Source organism: Bradyrhizobium sp. 192, from assembly GCF_023100965.1.
In the GTDB taxonomy this organism is placed as follows: domain Bacteria; phylum Pseudomonadota; class Alphaproteobacteria; order Rhizobiales; family Xanthobacteraceae; genus Bradyrhizobium; species Bradyrhizobium symbiodeficiens.
In genome coordinates, this window is sequence record NZ_CP064690.1 from 2,323,136 (window position 1) to 2,344,838 (window position 21,703).

The following is a 21,703-nucleotide window of genomic DNA, read 5'->3' on the forward strand; positions in this document are numbered from 1 at the left end:
TGGAAGTGCAGCGTCAATCAGGATGAGAGAGCTTCGCCGGGCTCGTGACGCAGGGAGGGCGTAGCCCGACCGGAGTTACGAGCCCGGCGACGGCGCGATCCGAGTGGACCGCGCCGTCTGGTGATCGCGGCTGGCCGGTGATGGATGGTTCTTCTCGCCAAAGAGGAATCACCCGTTGCCAGGCTGCCATGTCACCGATCACCAGATGAGGCTCTACATGAAGTTCCGTCAAACCAATTCGCCGCCAGAGGCGGCCGCGAAGGCGTCGCAGTTCGTCGACCGCCTATCGGCTCGAGAAGGATCTGCGTCTTCCGTCGCAAAAGAAGTCACCGCGGCAAAGGCGCCGGCCGGATCCCTTGGCCAACGTCTTCGGCCTGGAGGTCGTGCCGATGCTGAAGGCGGCTCCCGGCGTGCGGCCTGTGGCGATCTTCGAGGAGATGCTCCGACGCCATCCTGAGCTGGGGGCTGGAATCCGCCGCACGCTCGAGCGCCGGATCCGCGCCTGGCGGGCGATCCACGGCGAGGAGCAGGAGGTCATCTTGCGCCAGACCCATGACGTGGGCCAGGTCGGCCTGTCCGACTTCACCGATATGGGCGAGCTTGGGGTCGCCATCGCTGGCGTGCCGCTCGATCATCGCCTCTATCACTTCCGGTTGGCCTATTGCGGGTTTGAACACGCCCATGTCGTGCTCGGTGGCGAGAGCTTCGTCGCATTGGCCGAAGGGCTGCAGAATGCCCTGTGGTCGCTCGGTGGGGCACCGCGGGAGCATCGGACCGACAGCCTGTCGGCCGCCTTCTGCAATCTCGATCGCAATGCAAGGGACGATCTGACCAAGCGGTACGAGGACCTCTGCGCCCACTACGGCATGCGGCCTTCCCGCAACAATCGCGGCATCGCCCACGAGAACGGGGCGATCGAAAGCTCCATGCCCATCTCAAGCGAACGATCGCCGATGCGCTGCTGTTGCGCGGCATGATCTCGCCGCCTATCGCGGCTTCATCGACGAGATCGTCAGCCGCCGTAATGCCCGCAACGCCAAGCGGATCGACCACGAGCGCGCCACCCTGCAGGCGTTGCCAGATCGCCGCACCTCGGACTACGAGGAGGTGATTGTCCGCGTGACGTCAAGCGGCGGCTTCACCTTGCGCAAGGTGTTCTACACCGTGCCGTCGCGTTTGATCGGCACCAACTGCGGGTGCGCCTTTACGACGATCGTCTCGACGTGTTCGTCGGCGGCACCCATCTCGTCACCCTGCCGCGTGGGCGGCCGCATCCCAACGGCAAGCACGACCAGGTCGTCGATTATCGGCACGTGATCCATTCCTTGCGGCGCAAGCCAATGGCGCTGCTCAATCTCGTCTACCGTGATCGGCTGTTCCCGCGATGCCTATCGCCGAACCTTCGATTGCTTGCGCGAACGGCTGCCGGACAGGAAAGCCTGCCGGATCATGGTCGATCTGCTTGCTCTGGCGCACGAGCGCGGCTGCGAGGCCGAACTCGCCGATCAGCTCGCGACCGAGCTTGATGCCGGCCGACTGCCCGACCTCGGACGGCTGTGCGCTTACTTCGCGCCCGATCCGGCCTGCGTGCCGCAGGTCGTGGTGCAGCTCGCCCCGCTCGCCAGCTATGAGTGCCTCATCGGTGCCGGCGAGATCGGAGGTGCCGCATGAGCACGGCCAACACCATTGACACCGCGCGCCTCAATCTATTGCTCAACGAGTTGCGGCTGCCAGCCATCAAGGTGCTGTGGCCGCAATTTGCCGAGCAGTCCGACAAGGAAGGCTGGCCGGCGGCCCGCTTCCTCGCCACCATTGCCGAGCACGAGATCGCCGAACGCGGCCGCCGCCGCGTCGAGCGCCATCTCGTCGAGGCGCGGCTGCCCGCTGGAAAGACCTTCGACAACTTCGACTTCGAGGCTGTGCCGATGATCTCCAAGGCACAGGTGACCGCGCTCGCCGCCGGCGATGGTTGGCTCGGCAAGGGCGCCAATCTGCTGCTGTTCGGCCCGCCCGGCGGCGGCAAGAGTCACTTGGCGGCAGCCATCGGCCTGGCCCTTATCGAGAACGGATGGCGCGTCCTCTTCACCCGCACCACCGATCTCGTCCAGAAGCTCCAGGTGGCGCGGCGCGAGCTCAATCTCGAGGCCGCCATTAACCGCCTCGATCGCTTCGACCTCCTGATCTGCGATGATCTTGCCTACGTCACCAAGGACCAGGCCGAGACCAGCGTGCTGTTCGAGCTCATCAGCGCTCGCTACGAGCGGCGTTCCATGCTGATCACCGCCAATCAGCCCTTTGGAGAGTGGAACAGGGTCTTCCCGGATCCTGCTATGACGCTCGCCGCCATCGATCGCCTCGTTCACCACGCCACCATCGTCGAGATGAACGTCGAAAGCTATCGCAGGCGCACCGCGCTCGAGCGGAAGCGTGGTCCAGGGCGACCATCCTCGCACGCGACACCAAAAACACTCGCTGATTGACGCTCCGCGACAATCAGAGCGAACAAAACTCTTGCGCGCGACAATCATCGCGGCAATCATCACCTCGCCGCGACACCGACTCGCCATCCTGATTGTCGCGCGCTTCCCATCCAGATTGTCGCGCTATACTTTGAAAACGTTCGCCATAACGGCACCATTACAGCACTGGATCTGAAGACGAGAGATACCGGCTATCTCGCAGGCGTCGGCCCGAGGCTTCACGCCTTCTTTAAAGACCGTAATCTCTTGCTGCGCCCACGCGGTAATACGATTTATGTGATGCCGCCATATTGTGTAACAGCAGGTGACCTGGACGAAATATATGCAGGGATCTGTGACGCTGCCGATGCGCTTGCCTGAAGATGCGCGCGGCAGCGCAAGATCAAGGATCCTGAGCTGAGCTTCCCGAACGACTTGAGAGAGCCTTGCCATAGACCTACGAAATGGACGATTGTGACCTCGCATCTGCAATGTGGGTGCTGCCGGCCGGGCGAGATCGCGGGCGTCGCCGGGCCGGTCCACAGTGTCATCGCGCGTTCGGCTTCAGTCCGATGGCGTCGTTGTGATTGGTTGCGTGTTCATCTGTGTGGAAGTTCCGCCGTTATTTCGATTACAAGAGATTGCCTGGACGGCAGGTCTTATCAAGCGTCTACGGACGCGAAGATGCTGGACACGTCATCCGCATTCCGGAGTTTGCGGCAGCCGTGCGAGCGCTGGTGCCCAATCATTGGAAACTTTGTGCTTCCGACTTCAGTGACGCTCCTTTTCGGCCTCCCTATTGACAGATACCTTCGCTCTTCCAAGGGGAAGGCCATTTCCAGAGACAGGCGAGGTCGGATCAGATCGACATGAGCCACGTTTCGCAGCTGTCGGTTGAACGCGTCACGATTCCAGTTCTGCAACGATGCAAGTAGGAAAGGCGCGCCATCGTCATGACCACGGCTTATGATGCGGTAACGACTCGTATCGCCGATCCTGTCGTCGACGTCATTCTTGTCGGCCATAGCGTCGGCAACGTATGCCTTGGGTTTGATGACCACTTTACCGGTCAGCATGGCGATGTAAATCACCACCTGGACGTGGTCGCGCGAAAAGGCCCGGCGCCCAGCCTGTAGCTGACATGCCGTTTCTCAGCTTTCATCTCAGTCCCGACGACGCAATACGCAACTCTGGAGGCGTCCTGCAGCGTGGCGCAGACACCGTCAAGGTTGAGGGAGGGGGTAAGCGTGTCGAGATGCGAGCCTTGGGGAATTGCGAAATTCCCGTGATGGGTCGTCTTGGTCTCGCGCCACAAAGCGTCAAGGCGATGGGCGGCTTCAAGGTACAAGGTCGGAACGCGGACGATGCCCTACGTCTGCTCACGATGCGCACCAGCTACAGCAGCCCGGATGCTTTGCTCTTGTCCTCGAAGGCATCCTGGCCGCGCTCGCCGCGCGAGCGACCGAATCTCTGAGCACAACAGGCTCGCGGTGAGCAAGCGCATCGCCACCTCATCGAACAAGAACGGCTTGTGCGTTGCCGAGGGCCTTTTACTTCGGGCAGCTGTGGGACGAGACGGAGAGTCGAACGACTGGGACGTCTCGGGTTCAGTACGGCACTCGAAGAAACATCTGGCCGAGTGTGATTGGATTAGGTTCGATCGCCAGATCTGGGTCGAAACCCGGCGGCTAGACGACTAGGGCAGCGAAGCTAAGTCTCACGACAGTCGATCTTATTTGAAGGGACGCAATGGGCTGAGTTCCCCGGTGCCATGCAAACCCGAGCAATACACGCTCCGATGGGTTGCTATGCTCGACCGGCGGCACGCCGTCGCCGCCGGACCTGGGTCGAACGCTATTCCCGCGGCGTCACAAGTCGATGCTATCGCAATGCCCTGCCGTACTCAAATATCAAATGCATACAGCTAGTTCATTGCAGGTTTGGCTTGCGGAAGACCTGAGCGTGGCGGCATTCCAAGGACGAGCTGTGACAGATATGGAACGCCGCGAACAATCGAGCGCACCGTTAGCGCGATCACAATAATCGCGGCCCCGAGCATACCCGCGATGATCAACCGGGTCGTGAGATTCCAAAGTTCTCCGAACTGTACGAAATCCATGAGACGGAACACGGTACCCTGGACCAGATAGAGCAGCAGCGTGGTCTGGCCCAACTCCACCGCGATAAAGCGGGCCATTCGATTTGAACGGCGAACGCTCCAGCATTGCAGCAGGAGTTCGATAGCGATTGCTGAGGCGGCTGCAGAGCCAACAAACATCAGAAGCACGTTTTTAGCCGACCGAAAATCGTGAATTACCCCAAGATTATTGTAGACATAGGTGTCCTTGCCCCAAGCTAGAAAGCATACGCAAGTCACTATCGAGAGAAATAAAATCAGGAGCGGCTTGTGATGTCGCGATGTACTCGTCCATCGTTTTCTCGATTGAGCAAGCAAGAAGCCGAAGCAGAAGAACGGGTAAGTGAATCTGATCAGGGGTGATATGGACAATGTCAGAGGCGCGAGTGCGACCAGTATGGCTAAACCAGATATGACCCACGATTGGTGGCTGAGCTTGATAGAAATTTTGAGGAGAAGATAGGAAACAAACGTCGCCCAGATGAACCAGTATGTGCCAGCGAAATCGTCTACAAATGCCAAAAGTCCGCTCGTTAGGCTGGTCGCGTGCCACAATGCCGCCAGCTTAGCTGTCTCCATGAACGTCCACCAAAACAGCATCGGCAGCAAGAGCTGCTTCGCACGGTCGCTGGCGGCTCGAGTGAACGACTTTTGCAGCAGCGATCGAGAAGAAAGATATCCGCTTATCGCCATAAAGAGTGGCATGTGAAACATATAGATCGACTTGTAGTACGGCGAATACCAAAACCCGTCGTCTTGGTAGATGACATACTGAATCAGGTGCCCAACGATCACCAGAACAATGAGCGCACCCTTCGCAAAATCTAAGCTTAGATCTCGATCGTGTGCCTCTGCCGTGCGCGAGCTCGGGGCGATCGTTCCAGTCACGCGTAGCAATGTTTCAAACATCTAGATATCTGTTGTTGATGAGCCGGCGGCCCGTTGTCCGCTTCTTCTGCCTCATTTGCGATCCAAACGAAAGGTCATGGCGGGAGTTTTTGGAACGGGAATAAGCTCAGCTGTTAGGCCTTGAAGATGGAGCTGGCCGTCGCTGAATGCCTCGCGGAACTTTGTGGCAGAGCAGATATCTAATTTGAACTGTTGGTGTAGGACTACGGGCACGGCATACTACTTGCAGGCGCGGTTCTGGGGGGAGACTGTCGCGCTCAGTCTCCCACTCAGCCCGACGCATCTCAGACCCGGCAGGTGCGTCGGGCTTCTTCGGTTGGCCCAGCATAGTTCACCTTTGGTCCGTCACCTTCGCTTACCGCCGAGGCGCTCACGCCAAATAGGGGCTTCTGATAGCTGAACTCGGCACTCGCACTTCCGCAAATGGTTCGTCCAAAGGCCCGGTCGCCAGCCAATCAGCCGGTGTGATATCTCTCGTCATCGCGTTGCTGTCCTTTGCGGAATCAGCACCCCGAGCCTACCGGCTCAAGGTGGACAACGCCGACCTCTTCAGAAATTCAACAGAACCCGGGACATCGCCACCGCGCGTTCGTTGACGGATTTCGTCGCAAAGCCGGCGGCCCGAGTGATTGCTGCTGCACCTACGCTGTAAACGGCTCAGCCTGGATCGCTGCTGCACAATACACGGTCCTAACAAAGTACTCGTGCGGCTGGGCAGTGGCCACCAAGAAGCCACACTACACCATTGGACTCCATTCCGCACCACGAGCTCACCTTCGGCAAACCTCAGATTGGAAACTTAGATAAGGCAGCTCGACCAGAGTCGCTCGCGACTGCGAGGCTCTATGGTCAAAGGTGCTGCTCGCACTCACGTGTTGTGGACCGAGGAGAGCAGCAGGCGTTCTCCGCGCAACAGCCGACTTGGCGGATTACAGATAGCGTTGGCCTTCAGACTTTACGTTCATGATCATGGCCTCAAAACTCCTGAACCATTTCGGCGGCAAGCAAGGACTCACGCCAGTGACTTGCGGCGATGCGGTCGCTAGCAACAGTTTCTCTCGTGTGCCTACAAGTTTAGCTTGCTCGGGCTGAATTCAACGTTTCGGTCAATGACTCCTCGAATATGTCTAGGCCTTGTCCCAACGTTTCTTGCTCGATCGTAAGTGCAGGCAAGAACTTTAGAACCTGATCGGTCGGTCCGCATCGCTCGACAATCAATCCCTTCTCAAACGCTCTATGTGACGTCGCCTCTGCGATTTCGGTCGTTTTGCAATCGAATCCGCATACCATGCCCCGTCCACGAACAGCAAACCCGTTTCCGTGCTGGTGCGCGATAGCATCGAGTCGACGCCGCATAAATGCGCCCAAGCGTCGAACCTGTTGCGAGAACGTCTGGTTGCGCCAATACAGATTCAAAGCCGCTTTGCCAGAAACGAGTGCAAGGTTGTTTCCTCGAAACGTCCCCGTGTGCTCACCTGGTTCCCATGCGTCAATCGCTTCTTTGATCAGGAGCATCGATAGTGGCAAACCGTACCCACTCAGCGATTTCGACATTACAACAATATCTGGCGATAACGCGGCGAACTCGAAACTGAAGAACTCGCCTGTACGGCCACAGCCCATTTGGATATCGTCAACTATGAAAATAGCTCCGACCTCTTTTGCCAAAGCCTCAATTGACTGCAACCATTCCTTACCGGCGACGTTAATGCCTCCCTCACCTTGCACGGTTTCGACGAGAATGGCGGCTGGAAGATCAGTGCCACTGCTCTCGTCCATTAATACCTTTCGCACGTAATCCGCCGCACTGTGAGCGGAGCCAAGATACCCATCATAGGGCATGAACGTTGTGCCGGATAAGGGAATGCTGCTGCCTTTGCGGTAAAAGCGGTTACCGCTCGCGGCTATGGCTCCCAAGCTTTGACCGTGATATCCATTCGTGAAAGAAATGACGTTGTGTCGTCTTGTGATCTTACGCGAGAGCTTTAGAGCTGCTTCAACAGCGTTAGCTCCCGTAGGCCCTGTAAATTGAAAGCGGTAGGAAAGATTCCGTTCACGAAGGATGACAGAGCTAAAGGCCTCCATAAATTCGACCTTAGCTGGGGTGGCCATGTCCAAGCCGTGGACGACGCCGTCCGAGTCCAGATACTCGCTGATTGCCGCTTTGATCTCCTGATTGTTGTGGCCATAATTTAGCGCTCCAGCGCCGGACAGAAAGTCAATGACCTTTCGGCCATCCTCTGCGAACATAATCGAGCCGCGCGCCCTGCTGAACACAGCAGGAAAGGAACGTGAGTACGAGCGCACGTTAGACTCTAGCATTTCGACTGTCTTCATTCTGTGCGGCTCGTGTCCTCCAACCATGTCGTCGTCTCCTCGACAAGAAAATCTGCCCGACGAACAAGCGCGCGGCCAACATTGTACAGGATTGGCGGATCATGAGCGCACGGTTCCGGCGCCTCTCGGCGTCCTTTGGGCTCTGCGTAGGGCGTCTGAAAATCAGCTCCAACGGCTTACCCGAGGAACCAGGCGGAACAAAGCTACTATGTCTAGCAGTTTCGTCCCATCCAGCGAGGGCCCAGGCTAAGTCGTCTTTCGCGGGCAGGTTTGCTTAGTCGCGCGCGATCGAAGAATTTGCGCATACAGCGCGGTTAGCTTGGAAGCGGGGAAGTATGTGGGCCGAGAAAGTTCATCGCGACCAGAGGGCCGATGCGCTCCCGGCGACCGCGGAGCCCGCCAGCCGGAGGCGTGTGTTGGATGCTCACGCTCAGGGTCCCGGCGAGTAGAAGGGACAGGGCCGCCGCGGATCTGGCCCGGTGCGCGGGCTTATCGCTCGTCCAGAGCCGCCGCTTTGGGCCTTGCGTTTGGCCGGGATCGGCGCGGAGGGTGGTGGCGTGGATGCGTTCGGCAGCAAAGGCGTGGCTTGAAATTGCTTCGACCAGTGGCATTTGTGTTGCCCTGCAACCCGATTGCGTAGGTTCGGGTGCTTCGGCCCGCCAAAGGGTTGCTGGGAGCGAACGCAAATTGGCGAGTTTGGCGTACACCGCTCGATCCTTCGAAAGCTCAACATCGAAAATGCGGCCTTTGGGTTTCCTGTGAATTCCGAAGCGATCGCCTCGACAGACTGCGGGATTTTGGACGCGATCGTCCCGTCCTGCTCCCGCAAACTCGGTGCCAGATTTGTCTGGAGCGGTGGCACAAGTTTCAGGTGAATTCTTTGTTCTAACGACGTCCTGCCGGCAAGCCGCTGCCGTGGCACTTCGCGCTAAGCTCAGCAAGGATCTTAGGAGTGAAGGTAGGGCGCTCGTTAAACCGATGAGGCCCTCGCCTCCTCTGATTGCGCGATCATACCAAAGGCGCCTTGTCAGGAGCCCGACGTTGCAAGTGCTTCAACCAGATGCCGAATGTGCAACAACAATGACAGGAATGCGGCAAGAAAGGCGATGGTCCACTGGCACGCGGTAAGCACGGGCAGTCGCGCATTGATCGACATCGTAAGCGCCGCGCGAGTGCGCTTGGTCCAGACTGCTTCCCCATCTTTCACGCGTTCGTTCCACCCTGCTCGCGAAGCGCTGCATCGAGGCAGGCGCTCAACTCCAGGTCAGCAAACGGCTTGGCAAAAAAACCGGCTACGCCCGCGCTCAACGCGCGAGCTCGCGTGCGATCATCTGCGAAGGCAGTCATCAAGATGAACGGTGCAGCGTGGCCCTGGGCTCGCATCTTTTCCAAAAGTTCAAAGCCGCTCATCATGGGCATCTGCACGTCTGCAATGACACAGGACGTGTGGTTCAATTGAGACGACCGCAAGAATTCTTCAGCCGATGCAAACGTATGAACGATGTGGCCCTGCGATTTCAAAAGATTGTTCAGTGCGGCACGAATCGCAGGATCGTCGTCAATAACGGAAACAGTTGAATACCTAGACAAGACGACCTGTTCTTGGTTGGGCGAAGGCGCTGGCGACGCATGACGGCCAGCAGAAGGGTGCGCGTGTACGACGAAATTGTAAAATCATACTTAGGTTTGTACCGTGAAACGCTCAGTCCCAATTCCCAGCCTCTCAGCCATCCTGATCAAATCGGCTAGCGATCGAGCTCCCATCTTCTTCATCACGTGGCCGCGATAGATTTTGACTGTAATCTCGGCGAGCCCGAGTTCCGCGGCTACCTGTTTGTTCAATAGCCCGGCGGCGACCAGTTTCAACACATCCTGCTCTCGTGGACTTAGGGCCTCAAACAAGGACTGGAGCCTGCTGACCACCTTGTCTACACCTCGTCTCTTCCGATCCTGTTCGATAGCTGCGACTACGCCATCGAGTAGTTCCTGATCGCGAAACGGCTTGCTGAGAAAATCGATTGCTCCACTCTTCATGGCTTTGACGGTCATCGGAATATCGCCATGAGCGGTGATGAAAATGATGGGAATGTGAATCTTCTGTTTGGCTAACTCATTCTGGAGCTCAAGGCCGCTCAATCCAGGCAGCCTGATGTCAAGCACAAGGCAGCTAGGAACATCAGGGAGCTCGCTCTGGAGCATTTCCCGGGCGGATCCGTAAGCAACGACATCTAGACCGATCGAACGAAATAGGTTGACCAGCGATTCGCGCATTGAGAGGTCATCGTCGACGACGAAGACGCTCGGCCTCACCTCAGGCCCGACGACATTTGGGGCTTCCTTCCGGGGTTCAGAGCGCTTGGTCACGATAAGAGCCTCACTTGTACGATTTACAGTAGACTTATTGCCTCACTACGACCTTCGATCGAGCGGATAGGGCTTTTGAGGACTTCCGCGCAGTGCAAATCTTTGAAATTTTCAAGGTATGTGACCGGCCAGCCATTCGCGCCAGCGTGACGCAGGCAGGAAAGTGTAGCAAAAACCGCTCGACTGGTCGAGAACTGCCTTTGGAGTCTGTCCGCCGTCGCGTTGGATTGGCTCCCAAGCGGCCGTCAAACGATCAGCAGCCGATCGAGCAGCACCGAATCCAGAACTTGAGGCGCTCGCTTTAGCGGCGGCGCGTGTCGCCTGGCCTTCGCGAGTGAGACTGCAGCGGACGGCTCATTATGCGGCTGAAGGATCAGAATGCCCGTCGCCTTGGTAGTTGCACGCGGGGGCGCGAGCTGAGCGAATCGGCCCGATTGTGCCTGTGCATGCGCCGATCCCGCCGGCGTTGAGATCGGCAAGCGGAGTAGACTATCGCACCCATGCTAAGGAAAATAGACATCAGAGCGAGTAGCAGCGGCATCAGCAACATGAACTCTTCTTTTCCGTCGTCGGAGCGCCTGTGAGTTGCTCTGTGTGAGGAAAGCACCTTGCACCGATTTCGTACAACCTGACGCAAGGTGCGATTCAAGTCCTTTCCGTCATGTTTGTAGGAAAGATGCTCGAATTCGAGCTGCTGCAGGGGCGCTCACGTGCGTTCGTGGCGTTGCTTCCTTCACGAGCCTCGCACCCCAACATGAGGCGGCGTAATCTGAAGGAGAGGCGGGACACACTCCATTCGGTGTCCAGCTGCGGACCGGTTCGCCAAAAGGCAGTTGCATTTGCTCTCCTGCACCAGCCAAACAACCGCTGCTCCAGCGAAAGAATCATTCTTCCACCAGAATTTGCGGGCATCAGAGGTCCGTGCCCGGCACCTTGAAGGTTCGCTCTTGACCTACATAGGAAGGACAAAACGCGCCCCGAGCGGTCAACCTGAAGGTGTTGTTAGACCTGCCAGTAGCTCATCGATCCGCTAAGGGCCCAGGGCCAGGCAGAAGCATTAAAGGGGAGCCGACGCACTCCGTCGACAAGAAAGTGCGTCGGGTTCGCCCCACATCGCCAGTACATCCGTGGTGATGCTGCCTCCAATGAAGCAACCAGCGTGGCAAAGCTGAGGCTCGCTCAGCAAGGCAGAGTAGGTCGTGACTCCCCGCTACTTCGTGCCGGCCAGGAAGGGGGGCTTGGTCATTCGTAGCGTCAGGTTGTACGCTGCCGGCGCAGATCTATCGAATCGGCAAAGAAGGCGTTCCGCTGTACTTTATTCTAATTGCAATTCTCTTCACCGGTTTTGGGGTAGCCTACGCCTTGCTTGAACAGCGGTTCAAGCAGCGAGAACTCTCTCGGTCATCGGCTTCGCACGGCCGGCAATTGCCCTGCGGCGAACGGCAGCGAGCGGCATTCCGATCAGCGAGGGCCTATACGGGCGCTCGGTGAGCATCAGGGGTGCCTTTGTCGCGGGTCAGTTGCTCCATCATTGGAGGAATGAAGAGAATAGTTATGGGCGCGGTTTCGCTCACACTTGGCTTTCAGATCTGCCCTTCATGCTGTGGTTCAGAGTCGATGACTGCATTGCGCATTCCAACAATGGAGCCAGGAGTGAACGTCGATTTCGAAAACAGCACCGCTCGTGTCGCCGGGATTTCTAGCCTGAGCGCCCTTGCGGCGTTTATGTTCAGCGACTCGAGCGAGCATCTTGCTTCTCCTCGGGTCTTAGAACGGAAGCAGCGATCCGGGCCCTGCTGCACGTCGGGCAGTGCGCCATGGTCGGGTAACGGGCCACGAGCCCACTCCATCGAATACAATCCTTCGCCGACACACTGCGCTAGCGAGAGCGCCGCCGCCGATTCTGTGCAGGCTCAGCCGGCGCGCAGGATTGGGCTTGATCGACACGCTTGGGCCACGTATTCGGTGTGTAAGTCGCATCTCGGCGTGCCGCCGTCCACTCTTTGGCGGCCTTAATCGGTAATCCGGCCCCTTTGCGAAGTCTCTTCACAAGCTCGCCCGATATGTGTCAGCTTCCTGCTCAGTCCTTATTGATCGGGCGGGCAAATGCCGCGGGACCTCAGCCGAACTCTGTTCGGCTCAAGCATCGACAGTGACATCCAGCTCCTGTGGGAGGACGGTGATCGCGCGTTCTGCCGTGGGTGGCACCGGCAAATCCACGGCAGCAGGGCTGTCGTGCTTGTCGTGCGGCCCATCGCGGAACACCCAGCGACGCTCGACCGCCTCGCCCATGAGTACGAGCTGAGGGAGGAGCTAGACGAGGGATGGGCGGTGCGGCCGTTGGAACTCATCCGGGAAGCCGGTCGGACTATGCTGGTCCTGGAGGATCCATGCGGCGAGCCACTGCTAAATTTACTCGGGATCCGTATGGAGCCGAAGCGCTTCCTGCGCCTCGCTGTTGGTATCGCGAGGGCCGTGGGCAGGCTTCACCGGCACGGCTTGGTCCACAAGGAGCTGAAACCCGCTCACATTCTGGTCAATTGTCCTGACGAACAGGTGCGACTCACTGGGTTTGGTCTGGCTTCCCGTCTTTCCCGCGAGCGCGTGCCGCCTGAGCCTGCCGAGTTCATCGCCGGCTCGCTGCCCTACATGGCGCCCGAACAGACCGGACGAATGAATCGCTCGGTCGATTGTCGCAGTGATCTCTATTCACTTGGCGTGACATTCTACCAGCTGCTGACCGGCGCGCTGCCGTTCACGGGCTCAGATCCCTCGGAGTGGATCCATTGTCATATTGCAAGAAAAGCAACACCGCCCGTCGAGAAGTCGCAAAACCTCCCGGAGCCGATATCTCAGATTGTGATGAAACTCCTCGCGAAAACCGCCGAGGAACGCTACCAGACTGCCGCTGGCCTTGAGCACGATCTGCAACACTGTCTCGCAGCATGGGCCAACCACGGTCGCATCGACCCGTTTGAGCTCGGCACAGACGACACACCTGATCGGCTGCTCATCCCCGAGAAGCTCTATGGCAGAGCCCTTCAGATCGAGGTTTTGCTTGCCTCTTTCGATCGCGCGGTGAAGAGCGGCGCGCCGAAGTTGGTGCTCGTCGCCGGTTATTCCGGTGTCGGTAAGTCTTCGCTCGTCCAGGAGCTACACAAAGCACTGGTGCCCTCGCGCGGGCAGTTGGTATCAGGCAAATTCGACCAACTGAAGCGCGACGTTCCTTATGTGACGCTAGTGCAGACGTTTCAGAGTCTTGTCCGTCCTCTTCTCAGCAAAAGTGAGGGCGAACTCGCCACCTGGCGGCAAGCGCTCCTGGAGGCGCTCGGCACGAATGGACGACTGATGGTCGAATTGATCCCCGATCTGAGCCTGATCATTGGCGAGCAGCCCGCAGTTGCTGAGCTTCCAGCCCGGCAAGCGCAAATGCGTTTCCAGCTGGTGCTTCGCCGCTTCATTGGCGTGTTCGCGCGGCGAACCCATCCTTTGGTGCTCTTCCTCGACGATTTGCAGTGGCATGATGCCGCAACGCTCGACTTGATCGAGGATCTCCTGACGCAGTCGGATCTGCACCTGCTGCTGATTGGAGCTTACCGCAGCAACGAACTTGATGCAGGCCATCCACTCAAACGCAAGCTCGACTCCTTCAGGAGAGCCGACGTAAATTTCGAGGAGATCACGCTCTCGCCGCTCGCTGCAGACGATGTCGCGCGGTTAGTCGCGGATACCCTTCGCTGCGGACTAAAACGCGCTGCCCCGCTTGCAAAGTTGGTGCATCAGAAGACGATGGGTAATCCGTTCTTCGCCATTCAATTCCTTTCTGAACTGGCCGAAGAGCAGCTATTGACGTTCGATCACGAGTCGGCGCGCTGGCGGTGGGATCTCGAGCGTATTCACGCAAAAGCGTACACCAAGAATGTCGTGGATCTGATGCTCGGCAAGCTCATCCGCCTGCCTGAGGCAACGCAGGACGCGCTGCAACAGCTGGCCTGTTTCGGCAACATCGCCGGGACGGCGGAGCTTGCGATCGTGCTCGAAATTTCGCAGGAGAAGGTGCATGCGACCCTGTGGCCGGCGATCCGGCAGGAACTCATCGCGCGCCACGGAACAGCCTACCGCTTCCTCCATGATCGCGTTCAAGAGGCGGCCTACTTCCTGGTGCCGGAATCCTCGCGCGCTCCTGCCCATCTGCGGATCGGTCGGTTGCTGGCGGCACACGTTCCTGCGCACAAACGCGAAGAGGCTATCTTCGACATCGTCAGCCAACTCAATCGAGGCGTCGCGCTAATTGCCTCCGGTCATGAGCGTGAGCAGCTCGCAGAGCTGAATTTCGTCGCAGGGCAGCGTGCCAGGGCGTCGGCTGCCTACGCCTCGGCACTCACATATTTCACCGTCGGTGCTGCGCTGCTCGCGGAGCACTCTTGGGGAAGGCGCCACGAACTCGCGTTTGCACTGGAGACAAGCCGGGCTGAATGCGAATTCTTGGTAGGCCAGCTGGACATTGCAGAGAGCCTCCTGTCGGTACTGTCGAAGCGCGCCTTGAACGCGCCCCAGCGAGCAACGGTCGCATGCTTGCGGGTCGATCTTTACTTGGCGCTCGGCCAGCACGGGCGGGCAGTGCTCACAGGGCTCGAATATCTTCACGACGTCGGGATCGAGTGGTCGCAGCATCCGACGGACCAGGAAACATTAACTGAATATCAGCGGATGTGGTCACAGCTGCCCGAGGCAATCGAGGATCTTTCTAGGTTGCCTGCAATGACAGATCAGACCATGCTTGCCACGCTTGCCGTCTTGACGCGCATTCTTCCGCCCGCAGGTTTCACGGACGCCAATTTATCCGCTCTGGTCATCTGCAGAGCTGTCACCATCAGCCTCGGATACGGCAACACTGATGCTTCTTGCGCCCATTACGCATGGCTGGGCCGAATCTTGGCCGGGCGCTTCGGCGACTACCAAGCAGCTGACAAATTTGGTCGTCTTGCTTGCGACCTGGTTGATCGCGGTGAGTTCTCCCGCTTTCGGGCTCCCGTCTATTTGGCCTTCGGGTGCAACGTGATCCCGTGGACGAAGCCCCTAAGAGGTGGCCGAGTTTTGATTCGGCGAGCGCTCGCAGCTGCGGTCAGCAGCGGCGATGTCATCTATGAGGCGTACAGCTTGCTTCATCTAACCTCAAATATGATGATGGCCGGAGATCCCCTGAAAGAGGTGCAGAACGAGATAGAGAAAAGCTTTGCTACGATACGGGATAGAAAGGTTCAGTTTGCTGCTGATACCGTAGCCGCTCAGCTCGCAATCATTAGAAGCATGCGCGGCCTCACGCGCTCATTCGGTTGCTTGGATGACCAACAGTTTGACGAGCTAGAGGTCGAGCGATCGTTGGCTCGGAGTCTGGAGCTGTCACCTAGTGAAACCGTCTACTGGATCCGCAAACTTCAGGCGCGATTTCTAGCCGGCGATTATGCTGCGGCTGTTGATGCTCGCTCCAAGGCGGAGCCCAAATTATGGACTCTGCCGACAGAGCCCTTGATCGCGGAGTTTCACTTCTTTGGTGCGCTGTCTCACTCATGTTACTGCGACAAGCTAGGCGAAAGCGAACAACAGCAACATTGGCTTATCATTGATGCCCATTACAGACAGCTGCAGATATGGGCGACGAATTGCCCCGAAAATTTTGAGAATCGGGCTACCTTGGTCGGCGCTGAAATTGCAAGGCTCGAATACCGGGATGCACACGCAATGCGACTGTATGAACACGCAATCCAGACCGCAGCACGTAACGGTTTCGCCCACCACGAGGCAATCGCTTGCGAGCTTGCAGCGCGCTTTTATGCTGCGCGTGGTTTTGACAGAATATCCCGGGTTTACCTGCAGGACGCCCGGCGCGGCTACCTTCGTTGGGGGGCGGATGGCAAAGTGCGTCAGCTCGACGAGCTGAATCCCCATCTCAGCCATGAGGAGACCGCTCCTGCCGTGAATGGCCTGCGGATCGGAGCTCCGGTTGAGCATCTTGACCTCGCGACGGTGACAAAAGTGTCGCAGGCGATTTCCGGCGAGATTGTTCTTCAAAAGCTAATCGACACGCTTATGCAGACTGCCATTGAGCAGGCCGGCGCCGAACGAGGTTTGTTGATTCTGCTACATGGAGGCGAGCCACGGATCGAGGCGGAAGCCACAACGGTAGCGGATGCGCTGCTTGTAAAGGTGAATGAACAGCCCGTAACGCCGATGGCCCTTCCCGAGTCCGTGCTGCATTTCGTCCTGCGTGTCCGCGAAAACGTCATTCTCGAAGATGCTGTCGCCGAGCCTTCATTTGCGGAAGATCCGTATATCCGCGAGCGCAAAGCGCGTTCTATTCTTTGCCTGCCACTGATCACGCAGGGCAAGCTGATCGGCGTACTTTATCTGGAGAATAATCTCGCCGCGCGCATATTCTCGGCTGCCCGCAACTCGGTACTTAAAATGCTTGCCTCCCAAGCTGCAACAGCGCTGGAAAACAGCCGGTTGTACAGCGAAGTTCAGCAACGGGAGTCGAAAATCCGGCGCTTACTTGACGCTAACATCATTGGAATATTTATCATTCGCGAAGGAGGCGAGATCATCGAAGCAAATCAAAGCTTTCTCACGATGGTTGGATACGACCGAGAGGATCTCGTCGCGGGGCGAGTGAACGGTCTCGACCTGACACCGCCAGAATGGCACGAGCGTACACTGAATGCGGAAACAGAAGCAAAAAGGACCGGAGCGGTTCAGCAGTTCGAGAAAGAGTATGTCCGCAAGGATGGCAGCCGCGTGCCGGTGCTAGTTGGCCTCGCCGTATTCGATGCGCGAGACGACCAAGGTGTTGGCTTCGTCCTCGACCTGACAGAGCGAAAGAGAGCGGAAGCGGAAGCCCGTGAAAGCGAACGACGGTATCGCGAGACTCTGATGGGGCTGGCACACGCCAATCGGATCACGACAATGGGACAGCTGGCCGCCTCAATCGCCCATGAAGTCAACCAGCCGATTGCCGCGATCAGGAGTAATGCGGGGGCGGGGCTAAATTGGCTCGGTGCTCAACCGCCAAATCTGGAAGAAGTTCGGCAGACCTTCGGGTTGATTGTCCGTGACAGTATGCGAGCGGGGAACGTGATCCGCCGGATCCGCGCTCTTATGAATAAGGCTCCTATGCAAACGGAGCTTCTCGCAATTGACGAATTGATTTTAGAGGTGCTGGGCCTAGTTCGCGCGGAACTTGCGAAAAATGATGTATGGGTGCAAACGCGACGGACTGAGGCGTTGCCGCTCGTCCGGGCAGATCGCGTCCAGGTGCGGCAGGTGATTCTCAATTTGATCACGAACGCCATCGAGGCCATGAGCGAGATCAACGAAAGTGATCGCGAGTTACTGATCAGTGCGCGGACAGATGACTCGAATAACGTAGTGGTCACTTTTCGGGATACGGGTCCAGGATTCGATCCGAACTGCGCTGACCGCGTGTTCGATGCGTTTTACACCACCAAGTCCGAAGGCATGGGCATGGGGCTGGCCATTTGCCATTCTATTATTGAGGCGCACGGAGGCCGGATGTGGGCGGGCGCCAATGATCCTCGCGGGGCCGTCTTTCAGTTCAGCATGCCGGTTGCGCCGGAGGGCGTGGATCGGTCGGAACAGGTCTCTTCAACGTCTTAGGCTCGAATTCGACATCGAGCAGGGCGCTCCGGGAGCCCCGATCATCGTGACAGAAGCAACGGCGAGACCTCGAGGATTTGAGACATTCGCGTTTCTTACTGCCCATCGGGGAGTGTTGGAGCGTGCGCAGATTGTCGCGAATTGTCAGAAGATCTGCAATCTGACCCTAACGTCGGATTCAAGACGCTTTGAGGGCTTCCTGCAAGTCTCAGAGGCTTGCAGGGCGTCAAGCGGAATAAGACGAAAGCTGCACACGCAGTGTTCGAGAGAATGACGGCAATCGCCCTCCAAAGCATCTTTTGTTTGAGTCGGGAGGGCGACATGATTTAACTTAATGCATGCAACCGTCGCCTGTGGCAGTGCAGATCTTCAGTGTGGGTGATCAGTTCGGCCCATGGCAACATTCCGTACTAAACTGGTTTCGAAACCGCTTGCTTTGAGAACCGTGGAGCCGGGGCAGCCCACTTGAATCCGATCTCAATGCAGAGCATTCTGTCATGCGCCCCGAAGCGCACCTCGGATTGCAACCGAGGTACCGCTCTTCTTCTCCGGAGTTGGCCTCGGGGCCGCGCGCCGCTGTTGGCGGTTGCAATAGCTGACGCGCAAGCGATGGCGTCCTGTATGGTTTTCTCTGCTCTGTGAAAAGCACCTGCCGCGAGCAGGAACCGTCCGCTGCCGGCGCATCGCTGTGCAGAAGGAGAGCAGTCGAGGATATGGAGAAATGCAGGTGGTACCGCGTCGTTCACAATACGTCGTTCGGGTTCGTCATCGCAATGAGGTGAGCCACACGACGGTCTTCGTCACGGTCGCTCTTTGATAACCCCTCGATGACGCCGGCGCGATCCGCCGCGTTGCGGTTCTGGCTCATCTTCCGCGTCCCATCCAACCGTGTAATTTGCAATCGCAGGCCGACAATCCCCTTCAGCTCCGTTTTGATGAAATCGGCAGGGGCGTCAGACACCGCCCAGCGGTCTTTGCCCGAGCGCTCATGCACATCGGTCAGCCGCGTGACCACCTTTCGCAGCCGATCGGCATCATCGAAGAATTCGATCGGCCCGTAGGCATGCACAGCGACATAGTTCCACGTCGGTACGGCCTCGCCTCTCTCGTGCTTGGTCACGTACCAGGAGGGGCTGACATAGGCCTCCGGCCCAGCGAAAATGGCCATCGCCTCGCCAGCCGGTGTCAGCTTCCACTGCGGATTCGCACGCGCCACGTGGGCGTAAATCGTGCCCATGGAGCCTTCGCGCTCGTCGAGTACTACGGGCAGCATCGTTCCAACAAGCCCTTCGTGAGTAGCGGTGATCAGTGTCGCCGTGCGTGCCTCGCGCATCGTCCGATGAACGTCGGTGATATCGACAACTTGGAAGGAGCGCGGCGTGTACATCGACGAAGCTCCCCGGCAGCCCGACGGAAAGCCGGGCGACTCATGATTCGGACTAGGGTACGCCTCGTGTCGGATCACAGAAACGATCAGTTTTGGTGGGTATTTTCATTCCTCCGCGCTCTAGGCCCCTGGGCCAGTAAGCCTATGATGAGTCAAAGGTGCAGGTGCAGATCGGAGGGTGCGTTTGCACGCTGGCCAGCCGTTGCCTTCCACGGACCGCCTGCAGACGAATTCGGCTCTTCGTGCCGATGACTGCAGCACATGAGCAGCTTCACCTTAGAGCTATGAGTGGGACGCCAGAGTTGCGGCTGAGCCCTTGCCGCATCAGCTCGCCGCGCCGCGAGTCGCAGGTTGGCGGTGACTGGTTGTGCTAGATCCGCGCCGGCACTGGACGGACATATCAAAAGCAAGGAAATCTTGGCCATTCCGGCGGCGTGATGATCGCCGGTCAAGAAGTCGATAAGAGGCGTCCGTCTGTGAGATGTGTCTGGCACGCGACATACAGGCCCAATCTGGCCCACCTATATCGCAGACAGGGGCCTAACATCCGACGTGCAATCCAGGATGACGAGGATCCCAGCCGCGCCGCCTATCTGTTTCCCGCGGGATGCGAATGCACCACGCGTTCTGGTGCTGGTCGAAAATGGCGAAGAGCTCAAGCGCCTCCCGCCGGTCCAGCACGTCAAGAGCGACGGCCCATCCTCCTAGCCTAGGGTCTGTACCTAATTTGCGCCACGTGATTCTCTTCCGCATATTTTGATTCGGGGACGAGCGATGCGTGGCGGCCTGTTTTGGTTGAATGATAAGCAGTGGGCGCGGATAGAACCTCACCTGCCGACGGGACTGACCGGACCGGATCGGGACGACGATCGGCGCATTATCAGCGGCTTCATTCAGATGCTGCAATCGGGTGCGCGGTGGCGCGATTGTCCCCCTGAATACGGGCCTTACACGACGATCTACAATCGCTTCAATCGTTGGGCAAAGCGCGGACGATGGTGCGCGATCTTTGAAGCGCTGGCCAAGCCCGGCAAAGATGCCGTCGCGCTTTCGCTCGACTCGACCTCGATTAAAGCTCACCGGTGTGCCTCCGGCGGAAAAGGGGGGAGCACAATCAAGCAATCGGCCGCTCGCGAGGCGGCCGCACGACAAAACTCCATGCGCTGAGCGATGCCAGGCGGAACGACGATTACCCGCCCAAGGCGAAAGCGGTCGTCCCTGAGCGTCGACGGGCTGAGGCGGGATCGGGGCAGCAGCACGCCATGGATCGCGACGGCGGCGCCGATCTCGATGTGTGCACCCGGGGCCGCACCGACAGTCTTGATGAGCGGCGCGGCGCCGCCGGCGCACGATCCCTTCCGAAAGGGTCCGCGCTCGAGGCCGAAGATGGAAACCGGCCCAGGCGGCGGGCAGACGAACACGAGATCGCCGACGACGACTTGCCGACCGATTGGCACGCCTACCCGGTCTATTTGACGAACGAGAAGAAGCTGGCGCCACGCTCGGTGCAAGTGACCGTCGCGGCGCTTCGATTTCTCTACCGCGCCACGCTCGGCCTCGATTGGGATTTCGACCAGATCATTCAGTGCGCCAAAGGCGCCAAAGACACTGGCCTTCATTCTCAGCCCTGAGGAGGTGCTGCATCGCCAAGCCGACCGACCGTCAGCCCAAAACCGCCGCCGCATGACCGGCCCGTCCGTCACCAAAATTTGGCGATAGCTCATTTCCGGAGCCGGCTCTGCGATCGGGGTTGAAGTCTACGTAGCGTCAGGTTGTACAGTCCGAATCATACATGCGGTGAAGCTTCATGATCGGAAGGAGAGGCTTCAATGTCCTAAGAGCGCAGGTGCGTTTGAGTATTGATTGTGCAGGCACGGCCGGCTGGTTGTAGCTAATGTGAGGACATTGAACTGAAGACGAAGAGAGTTTGCAAGGGAACTTCTCAAACCCCGGACGCCTTCCAACAGCAATGGGGCGGCCCAGTTTCGATCGCGGTGTGGCCGCATGCCCTTCTTGCCTGGAAGGGGGGAGGCGGCACCATGGCTTTTTGGACCGTGCGAGTATTTGGTTTCGTTGGTTTAAGGTTTGGCGATAGCTCAGCTGTTGCCCAGGAATCCGGGGCGCTCTTCTGCGGCAATGCACGAGCTCGGAGCGCGCGCGATAACGGTCCCTTGTTGTTCAATTGGCGATCTTGACGTCTAGCTTTTCGCGCCGGTGTCGCTGCCAGGCGGCTTGAAGAGTCGTCTCATCTAGTAGGAGAGTGGTGTGGAACCGATCTATAACGATCCGGACTATTGGATGCGCTGGCACGCCGAGCTGCAGGAGCTGCAGAGTGCGCGGCAAGAGGCGGATCAAGCTGGCTTCGAGCAGCAATTGGGCGAGCTGCAACTCCGCTCTCCTGAGGAGAGTTCGGGGGGTAGTTCCCCCGACACTCCA

Annotated in this window: 8 protein-coding genes and 4 pseudogenes; 7 read left to right on the forward strand and 5 right to left on the reverse strand. The window is 58.4% G+C overall.

Going from position 1 to position 21,703, the window contains the following annotated elements; all coding sequences use genetic code 11:
• Window positions 1-205 precede the first annotated feature (205 nt).
• The 4 genes and pseudogenes from istA to IVB24_RS10605 form a co-directional block, all read left to right on the forward strand.
• A pseudogene (gene istA / locus IVB24_RS10590) lies at window positions 206-1,671 on the forward strand (IS21 family transposase).
• Entirely contained in the window at window positions 1,668-2,480 is an 813-nt protein-coding gene (istB, locus tag IVB24_RS10595) for an IS21-like element ISBj11 family helper ATPase IstB (protein ID WP_247300139.1), read from the forward strand. Before istA ends, istB begins: the two are co-directional and overlap by 4 nt.
• Window positions 2,481-2,609: 129 nt before the next feature.
• A pseudogene (locus IVB24_RS10600) lies at window positions 2,610-2,840 on the forward strand (adenosylmethionine--8-amino-7-oxononanoate aminotransferase BioA); the annotation flags it as partial.
• 488 nt (window positions 2,841-3,328) lie between these two features.
• Window positions 3,329-3,935, forward strand: a pseudogene (locus IVB24_RS10605) (3-methyl-2-oxobutanoate hydroxymethyltransferase); the annotation flags it as partial.
• Between the two features lie 448 nt (window positions 3,936-4,383).
• Here IVB24_RS10605 and nolL read toward each other — a convergent pair.
• The 4 genes from nolL to IVB24_RS10625 all read right to left on the reverse strand — a co-directional run bounded on the left by nolL (window position 4,384) and on the right by IVB24_RS10625 (window position 10,152).
• A complete protein-coding gene (gene nolL, locus IVB24_RS10610; protein ID WP_247342295.1) occupies window positions 4,384-5,505 on the reverse strand; it encodes a nodulation factor fucose acetyltransferase NolL in 1,122 nt (373 codons plus the stop codon).
• A 1,074-nt stretch (window positions 5,506-6,579) separates the two neighbouring features.
• Window positions 6,580-7,842 (reverse strand): diaminobutyrate--2-oxoglutarate transaminase, encoded by a 1,263-nt coding sequence (gene ectB, locus IVB24_RS10615; protein ID WP_247342293.1) that lies wholly within the window; start codon window positions 7,840-7,842, stop codon window positions 6,580-6,582.
• A gap of 1,203 nt (window positions 7,843-9,045) precedes the next feature.
• Window positions 9,046-9,432: a response regulator gene (locus IVB24_RS10620; protein WP_026232963.1), complete on the reverse strand. Its 387-nt coding sequence runs from the start codon at window positions 9,430-9,432 to the stop codon at window positions 9,046-9,048.
• A 90-nt stretch (window positions 9,433-9,522) separates the two neighbouring features.
• Window positions 9,523-10,152 (reverse strand): response regulator transcription factor, encoded by a 630-nt coding sequence (locus tag IVB24_RS10625; RefSeq protein WP_051112989.1) that lies wholly within the window; start codon window positions 10,150-10,152, stop codon window positions 9,523-9,525.
• 2,160 nt (window positions 10,153-12,312) lie between these two features.
• Between IVB24_RS10625 and IVB24_RS10630 the strand changes: the two genes are divergently transcribed.
• Window positions 12,313-17,880: an AAA family ATPase gene (locus tag IVB24_RS10630; RefSeq protein ID WP_247772851.1), complete on the forward strand. Its 5,568-nt coding sequence runs from the start codon at window positions 12,313-12,315 to the stop codon at window positions 17,878-17,880.
• A gap of 742 nt (window positions 17,881-18,622) precedes the next feature.
• Here the strand turns inward: IVB24_RS10630 and IVB24_RS10635 are convergent.
• Window positions 18,623-19,267: an FMN-binding negative transcriptional regulator gene (locus tag IVB24_RS10635; RefSeq protein WP_247342287.1), complete on the reverse strand. Its 645-nt coding sequence runs from the start codon at window positions 19,265-19,267 to the stop codon at window positions 18,623-18,625.
• Between the two features lie 753 nt (window positions 19,268-20,020).
• On the opposite strand from IVB24_RS10635, the pseudogene IVB24_RS10640 reads away from it, so the two are divergent.
• Window positions 20,021-20,439 (forward strand): annotated as a pseudogene (locus tag IVB24_RS10640) (IS5 family transposase); the annotation flags it as partial.
• 90 nt (window positions 20,440-20,529) lie between these two features.
• Window positions 20,530-20,898, forward strand: coding sequence for a hypothetical protein (locus IVB24_RS10645; protein ID WP_026233973.1), 369 nt, complete (start codon window positions 20,530-20,532; stop codon window positions 20,896-20,898).
• Window positions 20,899-21,703: the final 805 nt, after the last annotated feature.

Coding starts and splice junctions, on each gene's coding strand:
- istB (WP_247300139.1), top strand. CDS start 1,668: ATGAGCACGGCCAACACCATTGACACCGCGCGCCTCAATCTATTGCTC.
- nolL (WP_247342295.1), bottom strand. CDS start 5,505: ATGTTTGAAACATTGCTACGCGTGACTGGAACGATCGCCCCGAGCTCG.
- ectB (WP_247342293.1), bottom strand. CDS start 7,842: ATGAAGACAGTCGAAATGCTAGAGTCTAACGTGCGCTCGTACTCACGT.
- IVB24_RS10630 (WP_247772851.1), top strand. CDS start 12,313: ATGCCGCGGGACCTCAGCCGAACTCTGTTCGGCTCAAGCATCGACAGT.
- IVB24_RS10635 (WP_247342287.1), bottom strand. CDS start 19,267: ATGTACACGCCGCGCTCCTTCCAAGTTGTCGATATCACCGACGTTCAT.
- IVB24_RS10645 (WP_026233973.1), top strand. CDS start 20,530: ATGGATCGCGACGGCGGCGCCGATCTCGATGTGTGCACCCGGGGCCGC.